Source organism: Providencia sp. wls1922, assembly GCF_009706505.1.
Classification (GTDB): Bacteria; Pseudomonadota; Gammaproteobacteria; order Enterobacterales; family Enterobacteriaceae; genus Providencia; species Providencia lanzhouensis.
In genome coordinates this window covers 1-18,989 of record NZ_WLUG01000076.1, presented here as the reverse complement: position 1 = coordinate 18,989, position 18,989 = coordinate 1, and the positions used below count along the sequence as shown (strand labels likewise).

The following is an 18,989-nucleotide window of genomic DNA, read 5'->3' as shown; positions in this document are numbered from 1 at the left end:
CCTCTTTATATCCTTTTATTTTCACCTTTCCCTAATCCCAATTAATTTAACATTTCATGCGATAATAGCTATTTCAATATCAATTTAACCATTGTAAATACCAATTAAGAATAGCAATCAATTTCTTATTATTAAAATATAGTAAACTAAGCACGATAATAACAAGAAAGCATAGCTAAAAGGCAATGATTATCTCTACTGAACATTTGATTGATGAAACAGGGATATGGAGATTAAGAGAGGGCTTAATATTGGGTGGGAGCCCTGCCAGCGACATCCCGGCACACACGACCCCTGCTATGGCTGCTTCCTTCCGGACCTGACCTAGTTAACAAGTTAGCGTTGCGGGAGAACCAACAGAGCCCCCATTGATTGCTTCTTTCAAAGCACGGGCATTATGCTTGATAGATAGCTAAATAGCAAGAAAGTGGCGATCAAGTGCTGTTTTATTACACAAAAATCTGAAGGGTTATTTAATACAGATTGGTATGAACAATAAATATTGGTAGGAATTAACACTTACTAATAAGAACCAGCCGCTAGTTAGCAGGAACCAAAAGTAAATCAATATTTTCAACCATGCCATTATTGATCACTTCAGTCGACGATTCTGTAATATAGATTAATTTTCCATCAGCGTGTAACGTCGCACTAACCGTGATTTTAGCTTGGTTTCTTATTTCATTTTTGTGGTATGTCAGCTGATACGGAAGCGTCACTTGATTGTTCAAGTTAGTATAGTGCTTTTGAGATAATATCAGCGCTGGCAACTCAACAAATGAGTTATCTACCATGGTGACTGTAATATCCACGTTTTCAGATAACCCTTTATTTTTAGCAATAAGGATATTTCCGCTAATCGTACCGATGTCTACTTGCTGATTTTCGCGATTACTTTTCCCTTTTACCCTTTTTTCAGGGGGATTGGCGTTGTTCCCTTCACACCCTACTAAGAAAATAAGTATCAACGAACTAATCATGTAGCGATAGAATGTCATTATAATTACCTATAATATTTTGATTTAATTAGACATTTTAATATGATTATTCTTGATATATTAGAGTTTATCTAAACTTAGAAAATTATATCTAATACAAATTAAATAATGAAATTATATTTCAAATTGTAACCAAAAACGATTGTCAATTAATCCGTACACAAACTACCTACCTATTTCTGTGGATTAATGGGAAAATAGCGACATCTGATATTTTTTAACCATCTTCAAGGTAACTATGAGCACAGAATTACAAAACTTAATTAGCCTAATAAAACTCGAAAAAATTGAAGAAGGTATTTTTCGGGGGCAAAGTGAAGATCTTGGTTTACCACAAGTTTTTGGTGGACAGGTTGTTGGACAAGCGATGTATGCAGCGAAACAAACCACTCCCGAAGATCGCATCATAACCTCATTTCATAGCTATTTTCTGCGTCCAGGTGATAGCCAAAAACCGATTGTCTACGATGTAGAAATTTTGCGTGATGGTGGTAGTTTTAGTACACGCCGTATTAGTGCCATTCAAAATGGTAAACCGATCTTCTTTATGACGGCCTCATTTCAAGAACATGAAGATGGATTTAACCATCAAAATCTAATGCCCGATGTCCCCGCGCCAGAGCAATTGATTTCACAAGATGAAATCATTCAACGCTTCGCAGATCAGCTTCCCGATGCTGTCAAAAAATATGCACTGCGCCCTAATCCTTTCGAGTTTCGCCCGATTCAGTTCTATAGCCCGTTTGATAGCGCACCTCAAGAACCATTTCGCTATATTTGGTTTAAAGCGAAAGGAGAACTCCCCAATACACCAGAGTTGCATGATTACTTGTTAGGCTACGCATCGGATTACAATTTCCTTCCTGCAGCATTACAGCCTCATGGACGTGGGTTTATGGAACGCGATTTACAAGTGGCAACGATTGACCATTCAATGTGGTTCCATCGCCCTTATCGCCTCGATGAATGGTTACTTTATGCCATTGAAAGCCCTTCTGCTTCTGGCGGGCGTGGTTTTGTTAAAGGGCAAATTTATAATCAGCAAGGGGATTTAGTGGCAACAACAGTACAAGAAGGGGTCATTCGTAAAAGAAAACCTCGATAATGTCCCGATTTATATCAGCCCGAAAAAAGTAAGTCGTTACTAACTTTAAGACAAGAAAAGCCTCAACTATATAGGAATTCCTAATTGTGAGGCTTTTCCTTACTTAGTAACTTAATCAACTCGTCAATTCAACATAAAGTATGTCAGTAAGCACTAACTAAACTAATAATGCTTCTGCTGCCGCTTCATCACGAGAGTTCAGTGACTCGCCCACTTGTTGTAATTGATACATCTGGTAATAGCGACCTTCCTGCTGAAGAAGTTCAGTATGATTTCCCTGCTCAACGATCATTCCTCGATGAAGAACAACAACTTGATCAGCATCCACAATCGTTGATAAGCGGTGAGCTATCACCACCAGCGTAGTATTTCGACGAATAACACGTAGCGCCTTTTGAATAGCCTGTTCAGTGCCAGAATCTATATTCGCGGTCGCTTCATCCAATATCAGAATTTTCGGTGTTACGACGAGTACTCGCGCCATCGCCAATAGCTGTCGTTGCCCAACAGATAAAGTGTTTCCTTGCTCACCTAACAATGAATCCAATCCATCTGGCAATTCACGGACATGCTGAGCTAATTGTACAGTTTCAAGGACTTCCCACACCTTTTCTTGGGAAATATCACGTCCTAGAGCAACGTTATCAAAAAATGAAGCCGCGAGTACTACCGGATCCTGCTGCACCATAGCAATGCCATTTCGTAATACTTGATGGGACAGTGAATTTAAATCCCGTCCATCCAGTAAAATTTCCCCTTCCTGCCATGGGTAATACCCCATGATTAAGTTTGCAATGGTACTTTTTCCACTTCCCGTGTGCCCAACAAGTGCCACGAAATGGTGTTCTGGGATGGATAAATTAATATCATCAAGGACTTTTTTATCATCTCGATAAGCAAAAGAGAGGTGTTTGATCTCAATTGCTCCGCCCTGTAATGGCGCAATATTTTCGCCATAACCTTGCTGTGGGCTATCCATCAATTCAAAAACACGTTCACCGGATACAACCGCTTGTTGCAACATGGACTGCTGAGATGTTAGCTCAATTAATGGTTCGTTTAAACGACCTAAATAGTTAATGAAAACATACAGAACCCCGACACCGACAGTACTGGTACCATCAAATCCAAATAGCAATAATAACCCACATAATACGCAGGCAGAGAACAAACTCAGTAGTGGCCTGAGTAGTAATCCATCTAATTTCAATGCTTTCATTCGGGAATGATAGTGCTCTTCACTTGCTTCCAGCATTTTTTGCCCAAATCTAGCTTGCTGTAAAAATTGCTGGATAACCGTCATGCCATTAATGACTTCATTGAAACCATTATTAATATCTGCAAGATACGCCCTAACACGGCGCACAATTGGCGTGCTAAGCCGCTGATAAACCAACATTACGATCAGAACCGCAGGAAAAATGAGTACCGCAATGGATGCCATTCGCCACTCTAAAGAAAACATGGCGACTAGCATGGCACAAATTAATGCCAAACTGCGAAATACTGTTGGTACTACCATGACAAACAAATCTTTAATCACTTCGGTGTCGTTGGTCACACGAGAAATAATCTGCCCCACGGGTTGCTTATCAAAGGCACTTAATGGCTGGCGCAGAGCCGCATTCATCACATCAGTTCGTAGATTTTGCACCACTCCAACAGAGGCTTGATTAAACAGAATTTTTTGATAGTAGTGAAGAAGTGCTGCAATGATTTGCAGCGCAATAAATCCAATCACCATGTACAGCGTTAGCGGCATAATGATCTGTTTTTTAGCCACCATATTGTCAATAAAGTAACTAATCAGTAAGGGCCCACTCACTTCTGCGGCGGCAGCCAACCAAAGCATAGCAATCGCTATCCCCATGGTACCGCGGTAAGGTTTACCGTAAGATAATAAACGTTTTAATGCTGGCCAAAGCGGCTTTCTTTGGTTCATAGATCACCGTCCAAAGCAGCTTCAATTTGCTGATAATGATACATATCGCTGTACCAACCAGATTGCTGGGAAAGTACTTTATGAGTGCCTTTGGCAACTATACTCCCATGACATAAAACAAGAATATTATCGGCATCCACCAAAGCTGATAGACGATGGGCGCTAATAATCAACGTTCTCCCCTGTCTCCAACGACTCAAATTCTGCAAAATGGTGTGCTCTGTCTGCCCATCAACGGCAGACAGCGCATCATCCAAAATAAGGATTTCCGCATTTTGTAAAATCGCCCGTGCAATGGAAATTCGCTGTTTTTGCCCCCCAGACAGCATGACACCACGCTCTCCCACTTGGGTTTGATACCCTTCCGGTAGACGTAAAATGTCTTCATGCACACAAGCAACTCGAGCCGCGTCTTCTATTTGCTCCATTGTTGCATTTGGCTGCCCAAGAGCGATATTGTTTGCGACCGAATCAGAAAATAGGAATGGAGATTGATTCACTATTGATAACCTTGCCCGCCACTCATCGAGTCGAATATCTGTCAGTGATTTATTTTGATAAATAATTTCACCTTCATTCACATCAAAATGGCGTTGTAACACAGTAATTAATGTCGACTTCCCTGATCCCGTTGGTCCACATACCCCAAGGAAGCGTCCAGGTTTTACATCAAACTGGATATCATGCAAAGCATGGCGCTGGGTTTCGGGATACGAAAATGTTCTGATATTGACGTTTAACTCGCCTTTTTCCGCAAGCAAACTTTGGTTACCATCTTTAATCACTAATGGCTCGTCAAGTAAGCTTAAAATCCGGCTATATGCTGCACTTCCTCGTTCAACAATGTTAAACATCCATGCAAGGGCAAGCATCGGCCAGATCATCAACCCTAAATACATGACAAAGCTGGTGAGCTCTCCGAGGGTTAATGTGTCATTCAACACCATCCAGCTTCCGCCTGCGATGGCTAACAAATTTGCCATTCCTATCGCCATAAAAATGGTCGGATCAAAACGAGCATCAATCTTCGCTACATGCATATTCCTGCGCCCAGCTTCAGTGGCAACTTGCTCAAACTGATTGGATTGATGCGTTTCAAGGCCAAATGCTTTGATCATTCTAATACTGGTTAAGCTCTCTTGTGCGTGGTTATTTAATGATGAAAAAGCACCTTGAGCATGTTTAAAACGATGATGAAGCAGGTCGCCATAACGCTTAATGACCAGTGCCATAATAGGCATAGGAATCAAGGCAAGGAGTGTTAGCTGCCAACTTATTTCGATGCTCATCATAATAAGGACGGCACATCCCATCACCAGAGAGTCAACGAGAGTTAAAACGCCTTCACCTGCGGCAAATACCACACGATCCACATCATTCGTGGTACGTGCGATAAGATCTCCTGTGCGATATTTCAAATAAAATGGCTGATTTTGTAAGCTAAGCTGCTGATAAATTTGTTGTCTTAGTCGGACAGCCAATTTGTAAGAAGCACCAAATAGCCATAAACGCCAAACATAGCGCAACCCATAAACTGTTAAAGCAATTCCGAGCATGGATAATACATACGTCACAAGTTGTTGATTAGTCATCGACCCTTTGCTAATACCATCCACTATCACACCAACAAAGCGTGGTGGGATCATTTGTAAAATAGCAATGACCACAAGAAAACAAATAGCGCCAACATAGCGACGCCATTCGCTTATAAAATACCAACGTAATTGTGAAAATAATCGCACGTATTACTGCCTTGAATGATGTTAGTGACTGCTTGCTCTATTATTAGGAGCTCTGCGCTCTTGGGCTAATATATGACTTTTGGATTAGTCAGGGATTGGCAAAACGGTTGTATATTTTATTTTTTCCATTGCAAAACTGGAGGTTACATCAATTAAGCCATGAACGCCATTAACCAATTTCTTATAAAATAGATCATAGGATTTCATATCATGAACTTCGACTTGCATCAGATAGTCATATTCACCAGCCATGCGATAAAACACTAAAACCTCTGGTAATTTTTCCACAAATGAAACAAATTGCGCATACCATTCGCTATTATGTTGTTGGGTTTTAATCATGACAATCACCGTCAGCCCCAATCCCAGCTTTTCGCCATCTAATAGCGTGACTCGTCCTCGAATATATCCTTCGTCCTCTAGCCTTTTAAGTCGCTTCCAGCATGGTGTCGAGGTTAAATTGACGGCTTCTGCTAATGAGTTTAATGATAGGCTGCTGTCATTTTGTAATAAGCAAAGTAGTTTTTTATCTATTTTATCCAGCATGTTTAGCCCCTAAGCGAATCCTGTTATCCGCAAAATTCTATCATGATGAAATAATAAAGCTGTTACGAATTGCTAGTATTGTAGAATAACTTTGCATGAATAACCGAAATATAGCATAAATTGCTTATTTTAGAGGTTGAAGGTACAAAAACAGACTGTTCATTCCCCTCTTGGCTCGTTAACATAGATCTAAATTAATATTCTCATTATTTAATCTTAGGAGAGACTCATGAAACGTGCTGTTGTTGTCTTCAGCGGAGGACAAGATTCAACAACCTGCCTAATTCAAGCACTCAAACATTATGATGAGGTTCATTGTGTCACCTTTGATTATGGTCAGCGCCACCGCTTAGAAATCGACATTGCGCAAAAGCTTAGCCTACAATTAGGCGCAAAAGCGCATAAAGTTCTCGATGTTACCTTGCTCAATGAGCTAGCGGTTAGTAGTTTAACCCGTGATAACATTCCAGTTCCTGACTATGAAGAAAGCGAAGCCAGCGGGTTACCAAGTACTTTTGTACCCGGGCGTAATATTCTATTCCTAACACTCGCTGCTATCTATGCTTACCAAGTACAAGCTGAAGCGGTGATCACCGGTGTCTGTGAAACTGACTTTTCAGGTTACCCTGATTGTCGTGATGAGTTTGTCAAAGCGCTCAATCATGCGGTTAGCCTAGGACTAGCAAAAGATATTCGTTTCGAAACACCACTTATGTGGTTAGACAAAGCACAAACATGGGCTCTTGCTGACTACTATGGGCACCTTGAGACTATCCGCACTCAAACTCTCACTTGCTACAATGGTATTCCAGGTGATGGCTGTTCCGAGTGTGCCGCATGCCATTTACGTAGCAAAGGCTTGAATTATTATCTCAATAATCAACAAGCCGTTATGGATTCATTACTCAAACAACTCAACGCAACGAAGTAATTCTAAAAGCCAACCTTAGTGAATATTTACTGGTTGGCTATACTCCTAATTTGCCTATACTTCGATAAAAGCATCTGTTTTATTTTTCAGTGACTCAATTTTTTCTCGGAGTTCATCCTCGATCACCATGGCTTTATTGACTTTACCATCAATGAAGACAAACGTGACGTACGCATCAGATACCACTTCATCAACACCATTACGATGGCGAATAATTTGTTGGTAACAGACTGCACTCTTCACTCCGATTTTATCCATTCGTGAAATGACGGTTAGCTCATCGCCCAACCCAACGGCTTGGAAATAGTTAACATTAATATTCACTGCCGCCATCACGATTCTATGCTGAATAGCCCATTCAATAAGATTAGCTTTTCCCATCCAATCCCATCTATCCGCTTCATAGAACTCTAAGTACCGAGCATTATTGACATGCTGAAAGACATCAATGTGATAACCGAGCACTTTTATGTGTATCGCCATAACTACTCCGACCAGTTAAATTATTTGATAACATAAAAATAACAAATATTTGAAAGGGCTGCTTAAAAAATATCACTAATCAGACTTAGCTCTCATATTCATGCTTAAATCAAATTTAATAGCACAAATATTACCCATAATTTATTTTTAATCTCATAACGCTACTTTCCATTTTCTAAAAAAATAGCCCACGCTGAAAGTGGGCTGTTTTTGCTTATAGGACAAGTTTATTACGATTTTTCTCTAAAAATGCAGGTCCAATTCCCTGTACTTCAAGGATATTTTCAACTGTATTAAAAGCGCCATATTTTTCTCGGTATTCAACAATAGCCTGAGCTTTCTGTTTACCAATTCCATTGAGTTTTCTCGCTAATTCTTCAGCAGTGGCTTGATTAATATTCACTTGGTCTGGAGATGTTAAACTCGCCACGTTTTTTACTTCATCACTATTTTGAGGTTGCACTATCGCCGTGGCTGGTTTTTCAGTTTCTGCTTTTTTAACCACTGCAAATGCAGATAAAGGGCATAACATTGCTACCATTAACACTGTCCCTAATCCTTGTTTAATGCTTTTATTCCATTTCATCATTGTTCTCCTATGTGTGTTGAAACATCACAATGCCAGAGAATTTTTTCAAAAACTTTTCTTCAGTTTATACAATGCGAAAGGCCACCCATTGGGTGGCCTTCTATTACAGATATTACAATTTTAGTTGCGAAGCGCTTCGCAATTATTCCATGCAAATAACTTATTCTAAGCTTTGCACTTCAATTTTTGCGTTCGCGCGTAAATTCAGCATTAACGCTTCATTCACCGCTGAGCTCATTGCACCACGATATTCGTTAGATAGCTGGCTCAATTCTTCAGCTGTTGGCTGACCTAAAGTCACTTTATCTAATTGAACAATTAGTAGATTATCTTTTTGGTCATAAGCGATTGCGTAAGTTGGTTTACCGTCAGTTGGCGGTGTCATTTTCATCGCAACGCCCGTCACATCCGTTGCAGGTGCAAGGAATGAAACTGTTTGAACAGCGCCAAATTGGGTGTCTGCAGCTTTCAATGCTTCATCACCTTTACCAGCTTGTAACTCTGCCAGTAATTTCTCACCATTCGCTTTTAATTGTGCAGACGCTTTCTGACGCTTAACTAATGCTTCAATATCCGCTTTTACTGTTTCGAATGGCTCTGTTGATTCCGCTTTATAATCAGTCACACGCAGAACAAATGCACGATCCCCTTCAACGTTGATCACGTCAGAGTTGATACCTGTTGTACCTTTTTTATCGACTAAACGGTCGCTGAATACTTCGTTAACGACTTTCGGGAAATTCAGTTGTGTCGGTGGGTTTTGGCGATCAAACCAGCCAGTAGTCACAACTTTCAAGCCAGAAATGCTTTCAACTGATGCTAATGATTCATTGTCATTCGTCGCAGCTTCACTCACTTTCTGTTGTAAATCGTAAAACTGTTTGACGCTTTTATCTTGAACTAAACTAGTTTCAATACTTGATTTAACGTCATCAAAAGGCTTAATTGCTTCTGGCTTAACATCATCCAAACGGAATAAGACATAATTATCTTGGACTTTGATCGGTGCAGAAATTTGACCTTTCTCGGTTAAATTCGCACTGATGATTTCGCTTGGTGTAGAAGTTGCTTCCATCCAACCAATCACGCCTTTGTTGCCAGCACTGAATTTATCTGTGGATTTTTCAGTAGCTAACGTTGCGAAATCAGCGCCGCCTTTCAGCTCGGCTTCTAAAGCTTGTGCATCTTTTTCTGATGCGACTTGAATCATGCTATACAGCTTTTGTTCCGCTTTAGTAAAATTCTTCAGATTTTCATCGTAGTAAGCTTTCACTTCTTCAGCCGTCACAGATGCTTTTGGCATAGATGCCGCATCCATTTCGACATAGCTTACTTGAACTTGTTCAGGTGAAATGAAACTGTTTTGATTTGCCGCGTAATACGCTTTTAATTCATCTTCAGAAACGGTTTGTTTAGCTTCTAGCGCAGCTAACGACAAGCTTGCCGTACGGACTTCACGCTCTTGCATAAACAGTTCCGCATACGCTTTGACTTCTGAAGGCAGTGCAAATTCTGTTCCGGTGAACGATTTACCTAATTGCGCACGAACTAAATCTTGGCGAATTTGTGCCGCAAAATCATCTGCATTAATATTGTAACGTTTTAAAATCTCGCGATATTTTTCACTATCAAAATTTCCATTTGTTTGGAAAACTTGCATAGCAAAAATAGCTTGCTCAATTTGTTGGTCGCTAGCAGAGAGTTGTAATTCATTAGCGTATTGGTTAATCAATTGATTATTGATTAAGTTATTCAAAGCTTGGGTACGCAGCTCTTTCATGTAGTTGTCATTACTTGCAACTTCAGAGAATTTATCTCCTAAGTATTCTTGTAATGACTGGCGCTCTTGCTGGAAAGCTTGCTGTAATTGTTCCTTGCTTATTGGCTGTCCATTGACTTCAGCAGCATTATTACTTGAGCCACCAATCACATAGCCAGCAACACCTGTCAGCACGAATGACAAGATAATAATAGCTAACAACACTTTAATAAAAGGACTGTTCGCCTTCGTGCGTAGATCTTCCATCATAAAAAGGCTTAACTCCGCTTTGCTTTGTTGAATTTCTTAATATTACGCTAATTTTAACTCAGATAGAAAAAAAAGCGCACCATTTCCATGGCGCGCTTATATATTAGCTGATTAAAGACATTACGTCAGTTTGAGTTTTCGCAAAAATGCGTGAAAGACGAAACTAAACTCAATTAACCGTTAACAGCGTCTTTAAGACCTTTGCCTGCACGGAATGCAGGAACTTTTGCCGCAGCGATTTTAATTTCTTTACCTGTCTGCGGGTTACGACCTGTACGTGCTGCGCGTTGACGTACATTAAAAGTACCAAAACCAACTAAAGTAACATCATCACCCTTGCTCAGAGAAGTCGTTACAGAAGCAACGAAAGCATCGACTACGCGACCTGCTGCGGCTTTAGAAATGTTCGCTTCTGCAGCGATTTTTTCAATCAGTTGAGACTTATTCACTATTATCATCCCCATATTAGTTTTGACTTTATCGGTTAATTAACCAACTACAGTATAGTTAACATTACTAAGTATAGTTAATTAATGATGCAGCCGTTATATCAATCCTGAATATTAATGGCAAGAAAACAGATAGCACGCTAACCATTATCAGAATCTTCGCTAAAGTAACCACGAAAAAAAAGGCTGACAAGCCCTAAATTAGCTGTCAGCCTTAATTTTATACAAGCTTCTTGATTCAGCTCACTCTTTTAGCTTTCTTTTGGACCACTTCAGCCCCAAAAGGAGGATTGACTAATGCTAATGAGAGGACTTCTTCAATTGTCTTAACAGGATGGATTTGCAAATCAGCAATCACATTCTGAGGAATTTCTTCTAAATCACGTTTGTTATCATCAGGGATAAGAACCGTTTTAATACCACCACGATGAGCTGCCAGTAATTTTTCTTTCAGCCCACCAATTGGTAATACTAAACCGCGTAACGTGATTTCACCGGTCATCGCCACATCCGCTTTTACAGGGTTACCCGTTAAGCAAGAAACCAGTGCCGTTGACATTGCGATACCCGCACTTGGACCATCTTTCGGTGTTGCGCCTTCTGGTACGTGAACGTGAATATCACGTTTTTCATAGAAGTCACCGTTAATACCCAGTTTTTCTGCACGAGCACGTACCACTGTCAGCGCTGTTTGAATTGATTCTTGCATCACTTCACCCAGAGAACCGGTGTAAGTTAACTTACCTTTGCCCGGTACACAGGCTGTCTCAATGGTAAGTAAGTCACCACCAACTTCTGTCCATGCTAAACCAGTCACTTGCCCTACTCGGTTTTCGGTATCAGCATGACCGTAATCAAAGCGACGAACACCTAAGTAATCCTTCAGATTATCTGCAGTGATCTCAATATGCTTCAGTTTTTTATCCATCAGCAATGCTTTAACAGCTTTACGGCACAGTTTAGAAATTTCACGTTCTAATCCACGCACGCCAGCTTCACGAGTATAGTAACGAATGATGCTCATAATTGCGCCATCATCGATAGATAACTCGCCTTTTTTCAAGGCATTACGCTCAATTTGCTTAGATAGTAAATGTCTCTTAGCAATATTCAGTTTTTCGTCTTCGGTATAACCAGACAGACGGATCACTTCCATACGGTCTAATAATGGTGCAGGGATATTCATCGAGTTCGATGTTGCCACAAACATCACGTCAGACAGGTCATAATCAACTTCCAAATAATGGTCGTTGAATGCAACGTTTTGTTCTGGATCTAACACTTCTAACAGTGCTGATGCAGGATCTCCACGCATGTCTGAAGACATTTTATCGATTTCATCCAGTAAAAATAGTGGGTTTTTAACCCCTACTTTCGCCATTTTCTGGATAAGTTTACCCGGCATTGAACCAATATAAGTACGACGGTGACCACGGATTTCCGCTTCGTCACGAACCCCACCCAGAGCCATACGGGTATATTCACGCCCTGTTGCTTTAGCGATAGATTGCCCCAGAGACGTTTTACCAACCCCTGGAGGTCCGACTAAGCATAAGATTGGTCCTTTGATTTTACTAACACGGCTTTGAACCGCGAGGTATTCAAGGATACGGTCTTTAACGCGCTCTAAGCCATAGTGATCTGTATCGAGCACTTCTTGCGCTTTCACTAAGTCTTTTTTGACTTTGCTACGCTTATGCCATGGAACCTGAACCATCCAATCAATGTAGCTACGAACCACCGTCGCTTCAGCAGACATTGGAGACATCATTTTCAGCTTCTGCAATTCAGCTTCGGCTTTTTCTTGTGCCTCTTTTGGCATTTTCGCTTCTTCGATTTTGCGTTTCAGCGATTCGTTTTCATCTGGAGCATCATCCATTTCGCCAAGTTCTTTTTGAATCGCTTTCATTTGCTCATTCAAATAGTACTCGCGCTGGCTTTTTTCCATCTGTTTTTTCACGCGGTTACGAATGCGTTTTTCAACTTGCAGTAGTTCAGTTTCTGATTCCATCATTGCCATGAGGAACTCAACACGCTCAGCAATGTTTGCCATTTCTAAAACGCGCTGTTTGTCTGCCAGTTTTAACGGCATGTGTGAAGCAATCGTATCAGCCAGTTTATCTAGCTGGTCTTGCTCAATCGCATGCAGTGAAGTCAGAACTTCAGGTGGAATTTTTTTGTTCAGTTTAATGTAACTTTCGAACTGACTAACAATCGTACGATATAATACTTCTTGCTCTTTTTCGTCAACCAATTCGGTAGTGCTAGGCGCTTTTGATGCGTCATCATAGATAGCCGCTTTCACACTATCGTTCGCGAGATATTCAGCTTGCGCTAAGAAATACTCCCCGTTATCAGTCAGGCTAGTAATACGAGCACGACGTAGGCCTTCAACTAGCACTTTAACGGTACCGTCAGGTAGTTTCAGCATCTGGATCACAGATGCAATTGTCCCAACAGTAAATAAATCATTCACCCCAGGTTCATCGGTTGAGGCTTCTTTTTGCGCAACCAGCATCACTTGCTTATCATGATCCATTGCTGCTTCCAGACTGTGAATGGATTTTTCACGTCCAACAAACAGTGGGATCACCATATGTGGGTACACCACTACATCACGCAGAGGCAATACTGGTATTTCAATGCGTTCGGAACGCTCTGGATTCATAAAGCTCTCTCTTCGTTTAGCACACGCCAGTTAAGGGTTTCTGCTTATAACAGAAAAAATTCTTGTAAAACACTGCGATATAAACAGTGCTCTTTCAAAATAAGGAAACCACAACTAAGAATATAAACTATATGGGGACAAGATTTTAGCATTCAATGGTTAGTTAAGCATAAAAAACAAAATGAGGGTTACCCCTCATTTTGATTGATTATTTATTGAACACAGACGAGAAGTTAATTATCGCCAGAAGCTTGGGCATCCGGTTTGCTGTAGATTAACAGAGGTTCTGACTGTTCATTAATCACATTTTCATCTACAACGACTTTCTCAACATCACTCATTGAAGGTAGATCATACATGGTATTAAGTAGAGCAGCTTCGACGATTGAACGTAAGCCACGAGCACCTGTTTTACGCGCCATTGCTTTTTTCGCTATCGCCGTTAATGCTTCTTCTCGAAACTCTAATTCAGTGCCTTCGAGGTTAAACAGAGCTTGATACTGTTTAGTCAATGCGTTTTTCGGCTCTTTTAAGATCTGAATCAGAGCTTCTTCACTCAGCTCAGTCAAAGTGGCAACCACGGGTAGACGACCGATAAACTCAGGAATCAAACCAAATTTAATGAGATCTTCAGGCTCCGCTTGAGTGAGTAACTCACCTTCTGTTGCCTTCTCAGATTCACCTTTAACTTGCGCCGCAAAACCAATACCTGAACGAGTATTCAGACGTTGACCAATAACTTTATCCAACCCGGCAAATGCACCGCCACAGATAAACAGAATTTTCGAAGTATCTACCTGTAAAAACTCTTGTTGCGGATGCTTACGACCGCCTTGTGGCGGAACCGCGGCTACAGTGCCTTCAATCAGTTTCAGTAATGCTTGCTGCACCCCTTCACCTGATACGTCACGCGTGATGGATGGGTTATCGGATTTACGAGAAATTTTATCAATTTCATCGATATAGACGATACCACGTTGAGCTTTTTCAACATCATAGTCGCATTTTTGTAGCAGCTTCTGGATGATATTCTCAACATCTTCACCCACGTAACCCGCTTCAGTTAATGTGGTCGCATCCGCCATAGTGAATGGCACATCTAAATAGCGAGCTAACGTTTCTGCTAATAACGTTTTACCACTACCCGTCGGACCAATGAGCAGAATGTTACTTTTGCCTAATTCAACACCATCGCTGGTTTTATCGCCATTACGTAGACGTTTGTAGTGGTTATAAACAGCGACCGCTAACACTTTTTTCGCTTTTTCTTGACCAATAACGTAGTCGTCAAGATGCTGTCTGATTTCGTGGGGAGTTGGTAATTCACTACGCTCGCGATGCGGAGCCAGTTCTTTGATCTCTTCACGGATGATGTCGAGGCATAAATCCACGCATTCATCACAAATATAGACTGACGGACCGGCAATCAGCTTACGCACTTCATGCTGACTTTTTCCGCAGAAAGAACAGTACAGTAATTTACCTGCTCCCTCTTTGCGTTTATCTGTCATCAGTAGACCTCACTTATATTTATAATGCCTTGTTTTATCTAATTTTCGTAGTAAAACAAGGCAACAAATTTTCAAAAACTTTAGGATATAAATTAATTATATCAAAATATTCGCAAATTAACGGCTGGTATAAATATGATCAACCAGACCATATTCTTTAGCTTCATTTGCTGATAAGAAACGGTCACGCTCTGTGTCACGACTAATTTCTTCGATGGATTTCCCTGTATGTTGGGCCATCAATTCATTCATGCGCGATTTCACTTTCAAGATTTCTTGAGCGTGAATTTCAATGTCTGTCGCTTGTCCTTGATAGCCACCTAACGGTTGGTGGATCATGACGCGAGAGTTTGGTAAGCAGAAACGTTTACCTTTTGTACCTGCGGTTAATAAAAACGCACCCATTGAGCACGCTTGTCCCATACAGATAGTGCTCACATCAGGTTTGATAAATTGCATGGTGTCGTAAATTGACATCCCTGCAGTAATCACGCCGCCTGGTGAGTTAATATAAAGTTGAATATCTTTTTCTGGGTTTTCTGCTTCAAGAAATAGCATTTGAGCGACAATTAAGTTCGCCATATGATCTTCCACCTGACCAGTCAGGAAGATAATACGTTCTTTTAAGAGACGTGAATAAATATCATATGAGCGCTCACCTCGAGAGGTTTGCTCGATAACCATTGGCACAAGTGCCATTTGGGATGCTAACTGCTCCTGACCGCCAAAATGTGACATCGAAATCTCCTATTAAAAACTTTTTCTGGTGCTTGCGCCTAATTTGCTGTCTGTCCGCCATTTTGGGCAGGGATCGTGCTACAAACAATATTTCTAAAAAACAATATTTCTAAAAAACACTCTTTCTAAGTTAGTTGTGTCTGCCTGTTTATACTCTTCGCTTACTTCATTATTTTAGTCACTTTTTTAAATCTTGGTTAAAAAGTCGCTAAAGAATTAAGCCAGAATACTGTTGAAAACACTGCGATAGGCAAGACGCTCTGCTAAAGAGTTTAACACAAGTCTATCTAGTTACACGGTTTTATACTGTCGAAAAATGTGTTCCACACAAAAATCCCATCATCATCTAGCGAACGATATCTTGATGACTCTTATTATAATTAGGGTTTAAATGTAATTTTCAAGATGATTTGCACAAAGTCTAAATATTACGACGCTAATTGACAAAAAACCCGCAGTGAAACACCACGGGTTTTGCTTTGTACTTCTAAAAAGAAGAGTACTGCTAAAAAGAAAAATTAACCAGCTTGAACTTGGTTCATCAGCTCAGTGAAGTTAGTTTCTTTTTCAGTTACTTTAGCCGCTGCCAGAATAGTTTCTACAGCTTGCTCTTCTAACGCTAAGTTACGAACACTGTTCATCAGCTCTTCATTTTTGCTGTAGTATTCGATAACTTCTGATGGATCTTCGTAAGCAGAAGCCATGTCTTCGATCAGCGCTTTAACGCGATCTTCGTCAGCTTTCAGCTCGTTAGTACGGATAACTTCGCCTAACAGCAGACCAACAATTACACGACGTTTAGCTTGTTCTTCGAACAGTTCACGTGGTAATTCCATCGCTTGTTTTTCGTTGCCACCAAAACGCTGTGCAGCTTGACGACGCAGAACATCGATTTCACCATCAACAACTGCTGCTGGGACTTCGATTTCGTTTGCGTTAACCAGACCTTCCAGAACTTGCGCTTTAACACGGTTACGAACTGCATTTTTCAGCTCACGTTCCATGTTTTTACGAACTTCTGCACGCAGACCTTCTACTGAACCGTCAGCAATACCGAAACGCTTAACGAACTCTTCAGTAAATTCTGGCAATTCACGCTGTTCAACTTTCTTCAGAACGATAGCAAACTTAGCTGCTTTACCTTTCAGGTTTTCTGCATGGTAATCTTCTGGGAAGTTAACTTCGATATCAAATTCTTCACCAGCTTTATGACCAACAACGCCTTCTTCGAAACCTGGGATCATACGGCCTTCGCCCATAACCAGTGCGAAGTCTTCAGCTTTACCACCTTCGAATTCTTCACCGTCGATAGAACCTGTGAAGTTAATAGTGATACGTGAATCAGCTGCTGCTGCATCTTCAACTTCTTTCCACTGTGCTTGTTGCTTACGCAGAGTTTCCAGCATGTCGTTGAGATCTTCGTCTTTCACGGTTACAGCTGGTTTTTCAACTTCGATAGTTTCAAAACCTTTTAATTCGATTTCTGGGTACACTTCGAACTCAACCGCGTAAACGAAGTCTTTACCGTCTTCGAACATTTCTGGCTTGTAGCTTGGCGCGCCAGCTGGGTTGATTTTTTGTTCAATGATTGCATTGATAAAGTTACGTTGCATAACATCGCCCAGAACGTCTTGCATTACAGACGCACCGTAACGTTGTTTAACGATGTGCATTGGTACTTTCCCTTTACGGAAACCATCAACACGGACTTTCTTAGCAACGTTAACCAGCTCGCTATTCAGCGCTTTTTCAATATCAGTGGCAGGAACGGTGATTGTTACACGACGCCCAAGGCCTTGAGTCGTTTCAACAGAAACTTGCATCTTCTTACCTCAAAATAAATCTTAGTGATCGGTCTACTCCAGAGTTATGCCATTAAATCATAATGGCAATCTCCCTTCCAGAACCGGGGGCGTTACTTTCATAACGGTCATCCCTGATATCAGAAGCGTCCCGAAACCTTACTGAAAATTAGACGCAGCATTATACCGATGCATGCGCCCTGAGTCGAGAAAAGCCGATAAAAGAAGCGATTATTCCTCTTTATTTGTGACTTTTCTGACTAAAAATTCATTTTCCTCTCTCGAATTGAGGAAAAAACGCTCACTTACAGCCACTCGATAAACACACTATTGGTATTCGTATGTCATCAAGACGTTTGATTAGCGATTCACACCACCAACACCACGACAAGCAGGTGATTTTAGCGCAGTACTCGCTAATTCATTCCACTCTTTTGGAGTATAAGTGTGTAAGGCTAAAGCATGAATCTCACCTGCAAGCTCGTCAGCCAAAATAGCATAAATTTCACGGTGACGACCAATCATACGTTTGTTTTCAAATTTATCACTGACTAAAACCACTTTGAAATGGCTCTCTGAACCGGGTAACACATTATGCTGATGACTTTCATTAATCACCTCCATATGTTCAGGTTCAAATGCAGACTGTAGCTTTTCACTCACGCGAGACTGCATAGTTTGTGGCATATTGGCGTCCATAGAGACTCCTAAATTAATTAAAAAACGCTAAAGCACATCTGAAAAAAAATCCCCTAATCACGCTGTTGGTAACTATCTTCTTATTATAGAAATAGCGGATAATAGCATCTACATTGTTGAAACTATGGTCCGGGTATGCAAAATGTTCATCGACTGCACATTTACGCGAATTTTTTCTCAAACTGTTGTCTAATAGTGTGAGTTGTTGCACCCCGAACCATAACGGAACATTTTCAATTAGGAAAGATGAACTGGGAAGAATTATGTTAAGAAAACTGTGTTTTCCACTTTTTGCGTTATTTTTATTAGCGGGCTGTACTGCACCGTCTAATACGCTGCCCCTCGAACCTAAAATTGCATTACCAGCCAAAAACCCGACGCTCAATGCGACTTCAATTAGCGTGAGTAGCGTTGATAACCGTACAAATCGCGCATTAGCTGAAATTAACCGAAACGGTACTTTAGAGGTGCTAAATCCCTCTCGCGATCCGCGTTATCTAATGCAAGAAGCCGTAGAAAAGCAAATGGCTGCTCGTGGTTTCATGGTGACATCTCCCGCCAATATCAACTTAGTGGTTCAATTAAACAAGTTGAACACGCAAGTGAGCGAAGGAAGTTTACGCCATAATATTACGGTTAATTCCAGCGTTGTCGTTAATGCTACCGCACCAAATGGCTCAACTAAGAGCCGGACTTATAGCCGTAATTACAATACCCAAGGGGCATTAGGCGCAACCAATGAAAAAATTGCTGCGGC

Annotated in this window: 16 protein-coding genes and 1 other RNA gene; 3 read left to right on the top strand and 14 right to left on the bottom strand. The window is 40.8% G+C overall.

Annotated elements, in window-relative coordinates:
- Window positions 1-262: 262 nt before the first annotated feature.
- Window positions 263-359: signal recognition particle sRNA small type (gene ffs, locus GKR71_RS07660), an RNA gene on the bottom strand.
- Between the two features lie 180 nt (window positions 360-539).
- The gene (locus tag GKR71_RS07655; protein ID WP_036953939.1) at window positions 540-998 is read right to left on the bottom strand and encodes a YbaY family lipoprotein; all 459 of its coding nucleotides are present in this window, start codon (window positions 996-998) and stop codon (window positions 540-542) included.
- A 238-nt stretch (window positions 999-1,236) separates the two neighbouring features.
- Here GKR71_RS07655 and tesB point away from each other — a divergent pair, with 238 nt between their 5' ends.
- On the top strand, window positions 1,237-2,103 hold the full coding sequence (gene tesB, locus GKR71_RS07650; RefSeq protein ID WP_036953936.1) for an acyl-CoA thioesterase II: 867 nt from the start codon (window positions 1,237-1,239) through the stop codon (window positions 2,101-2,103).
- A 157-nt stretch (window positions 2,104-2,260) separates the two neighbouring features.
- On the opposite strand, the gene GKR71_RS07645 is transcribed toward tesB, so the two are convergent.
- The 3 genes from GKR71_RS07645 to GKR71_RS07635 all read right to left on the bottom strand — a co-directional run bounded on the left by GKR71_RS07645 (window position 2,261) and on the right by GKR71_RS07635 (window position 6,333).
- Window positions 2,261-4,045 carry a SmdB family multidrug efflux ABC transporter permease/ATP-binding protein gene (locus GKR71_RS07645; protein WP_036953934.1) on the bottom strand — a complete coding sequence of 595 codons (1,785 nt, stop codon included), beginning with the start codon at window positions 4,043-4,045 and terminating at the stop codon, window positions 2,261-2,263.
- The gene (locus tag GKR71_RS07640; RefSeq protein ID WP_230085041.1) at window positions 4,042-5,787 is read right to left on the bottom strand and encodes a SmdA family multidrug ABC transporter permease/ATP-binding protein; all 1,746 of its coding nucleotides are present in this window, start codon (window positions 5,785-5,787) and stop codon (window positions 4,042-4,044) included. Before GKR71_RS07640 ends, GKR71_RS07645 begins: the two co-directional genes overlap by 4 nt.
- A gap of 84 nt (window positions 5,788-5,871) precedes the next feature.
- Window positions 5,872-6,333, bottom strand: coding sequence for an Lrp/AsnC family transcriptional regulator (locus GKR71_RS07635; RefSeq protein ID WP_036953928.1), 462 nt, complete (start codon window positions 6,331-6,333; stop codon window positions 5,872-5,874).
- 229 nt (window positions 6,334-6,562) lie between these two features.
- Here GKR71_RS07635 and queC point away from each other — a divergent pair, with 229 nt between their 5' ends.
- Complete coding sequence (gene queC / locus GKR71_RS07630) at window positions 6,563-7,264, top strand: 7-cyano-7-deazaguanine synthase QueC (RefSeq protein WP_036953925.1); 702 nt, start codon at window positions 6,563-6,565, stop codon at window positions 7,262-7,264.
- A gap of 54 nt (window positions 7,265-7,318) precedes the next feature.
- On the opposite strand, the gene GKR71_RS07625 is transcribed toward queC, so the two are convergent.
- The 9 genes from GKR71_RS07625 to bolA form a co-directional block, all read right to left on the bottom strand.
- Window positions 7,319-7,747, bottom strand: a complete 429-nt coding sequence (locus GKR71_RS07625; RefSeq protein ID WP_036953922.1) for an acyl-CoA thioesterase — start codon at window positions 7,745-7,747, stop codon at window positions 7,319-7,321.
- 214 nt (window positions 7,748-7,961) lie between these two features.
- Entirely contained in the window at window positions 7,962-8,333 is a 372-nt protein-coding gene (locus GKR71_RS07620; protein WP_036953919.1) for a ComEA family DNA-binding protein, read from the bottom strand.
- Window positions 8,334-8,496: 163 nt separating this feature from the next.
- Window positions 8,497-10,365: a peptidylprolyl isomerase gene (gene ppiD, locus GKR71_RS07615; protein ID WP_154634098.1), complete on the bottom strand. Its 1,869-nt coding sequence runs from the start codon at window positions 10,363-10,365 to the stop codon at window positions 8,497-8,499.
- 173 nt (window positions 10,366-10,538) lie between these two features.
- Window positions 10,539-10,814: a nucleoid-associated protein HU-beta gene (gene hupB / locus GKR71_RS07610; protein WP_006662768.1), complete on the bottom strand. Its 276-nt coding sequence runs from the start codon at window positions 10,812-10,814 to the stop codon at window positions 10,539-10,541.
- 238 nt (window positions 10,815-11,052) lie between these two features.
- The gene (gene lon / locus GKR71_RS07605; RefSeq protein WP_036953910.1) at window positions 11,053-13,482 is read right to left on the bottom strand and encodes an endopeptidase La; all 2,430 of its coding nucleotides are present in this window, start codon (window positions 13,480-13,482) and stop codon (window positions 11,053-11,055) included.
- A 233-nt stretch (window positions 13,483-13,715) separates the two neighbouring features.
- Window positions 13,716-14,993, bottom strand: coding sequence for an ATP-dependent protease ATP-binding subunit ClpX (gene clpX / locus GKR71_RS07600; protein WP_006657220.1), 1,278 nt, complete (start codon window positions 14,991-14,993; stop codon window positions 13,716-13,718).
- A 117-nt stretch (window positions 14,994-15,110) separates the two neighbouring features.
- Window positions 15,111-15,731, bottom strand: a complete 621-nt coding sequence (gene clpP, locus GKR71_RS07595) for an ATP-dependent Clp endopeptidase proteolytic subunit ClpP (RefSeq protein ID WP_006657219.1) — start codon at window positions 15,729-15,731, stop codon at window positions 15,111-15,113.
- Window positions 15,732-16,249: 518 nt separating this feature from the next.
- On the bottom strand, window positions 16,250-17,554 hold the full coding sequence (tig, locus tag GKR71_RS07590) for a trigger factor (protein WP_036953907.1): 1,305 nt from the start codon (window positions 17,552-17,554) through the stop codon (window positions 16,250-16,252).
- Window positions 17,555-17,893: 339 nt separating this feature from the next.
- Window positions 17,894-18,232 carry a transcriptional regulator BolA gene (gene bolA / locus GKR71_RS07585; RefSeq protein WP_036953906.1) on the bottom strand — a complete coding sequence of 113 codons (339 nt, stop codon included), beginning with the start codon at window positions 18,230-18,232 and terminating at the stop codon, window positions 17,894-17,896.
- 263 nt (window positions 18,233-18,495) lie between these two features.
- On the opposite strand from bolA, the gene GKR71_RS07580 reads away from it, so the two are divergent.
- On the top strand, window positions 18,496-18,989 hold a 494-nt coding region (locus tag GKR71_RS07580; RefSeq protein ID WP_154634097.1), incomplete at its 3' end, for a YajG family lipoprotein.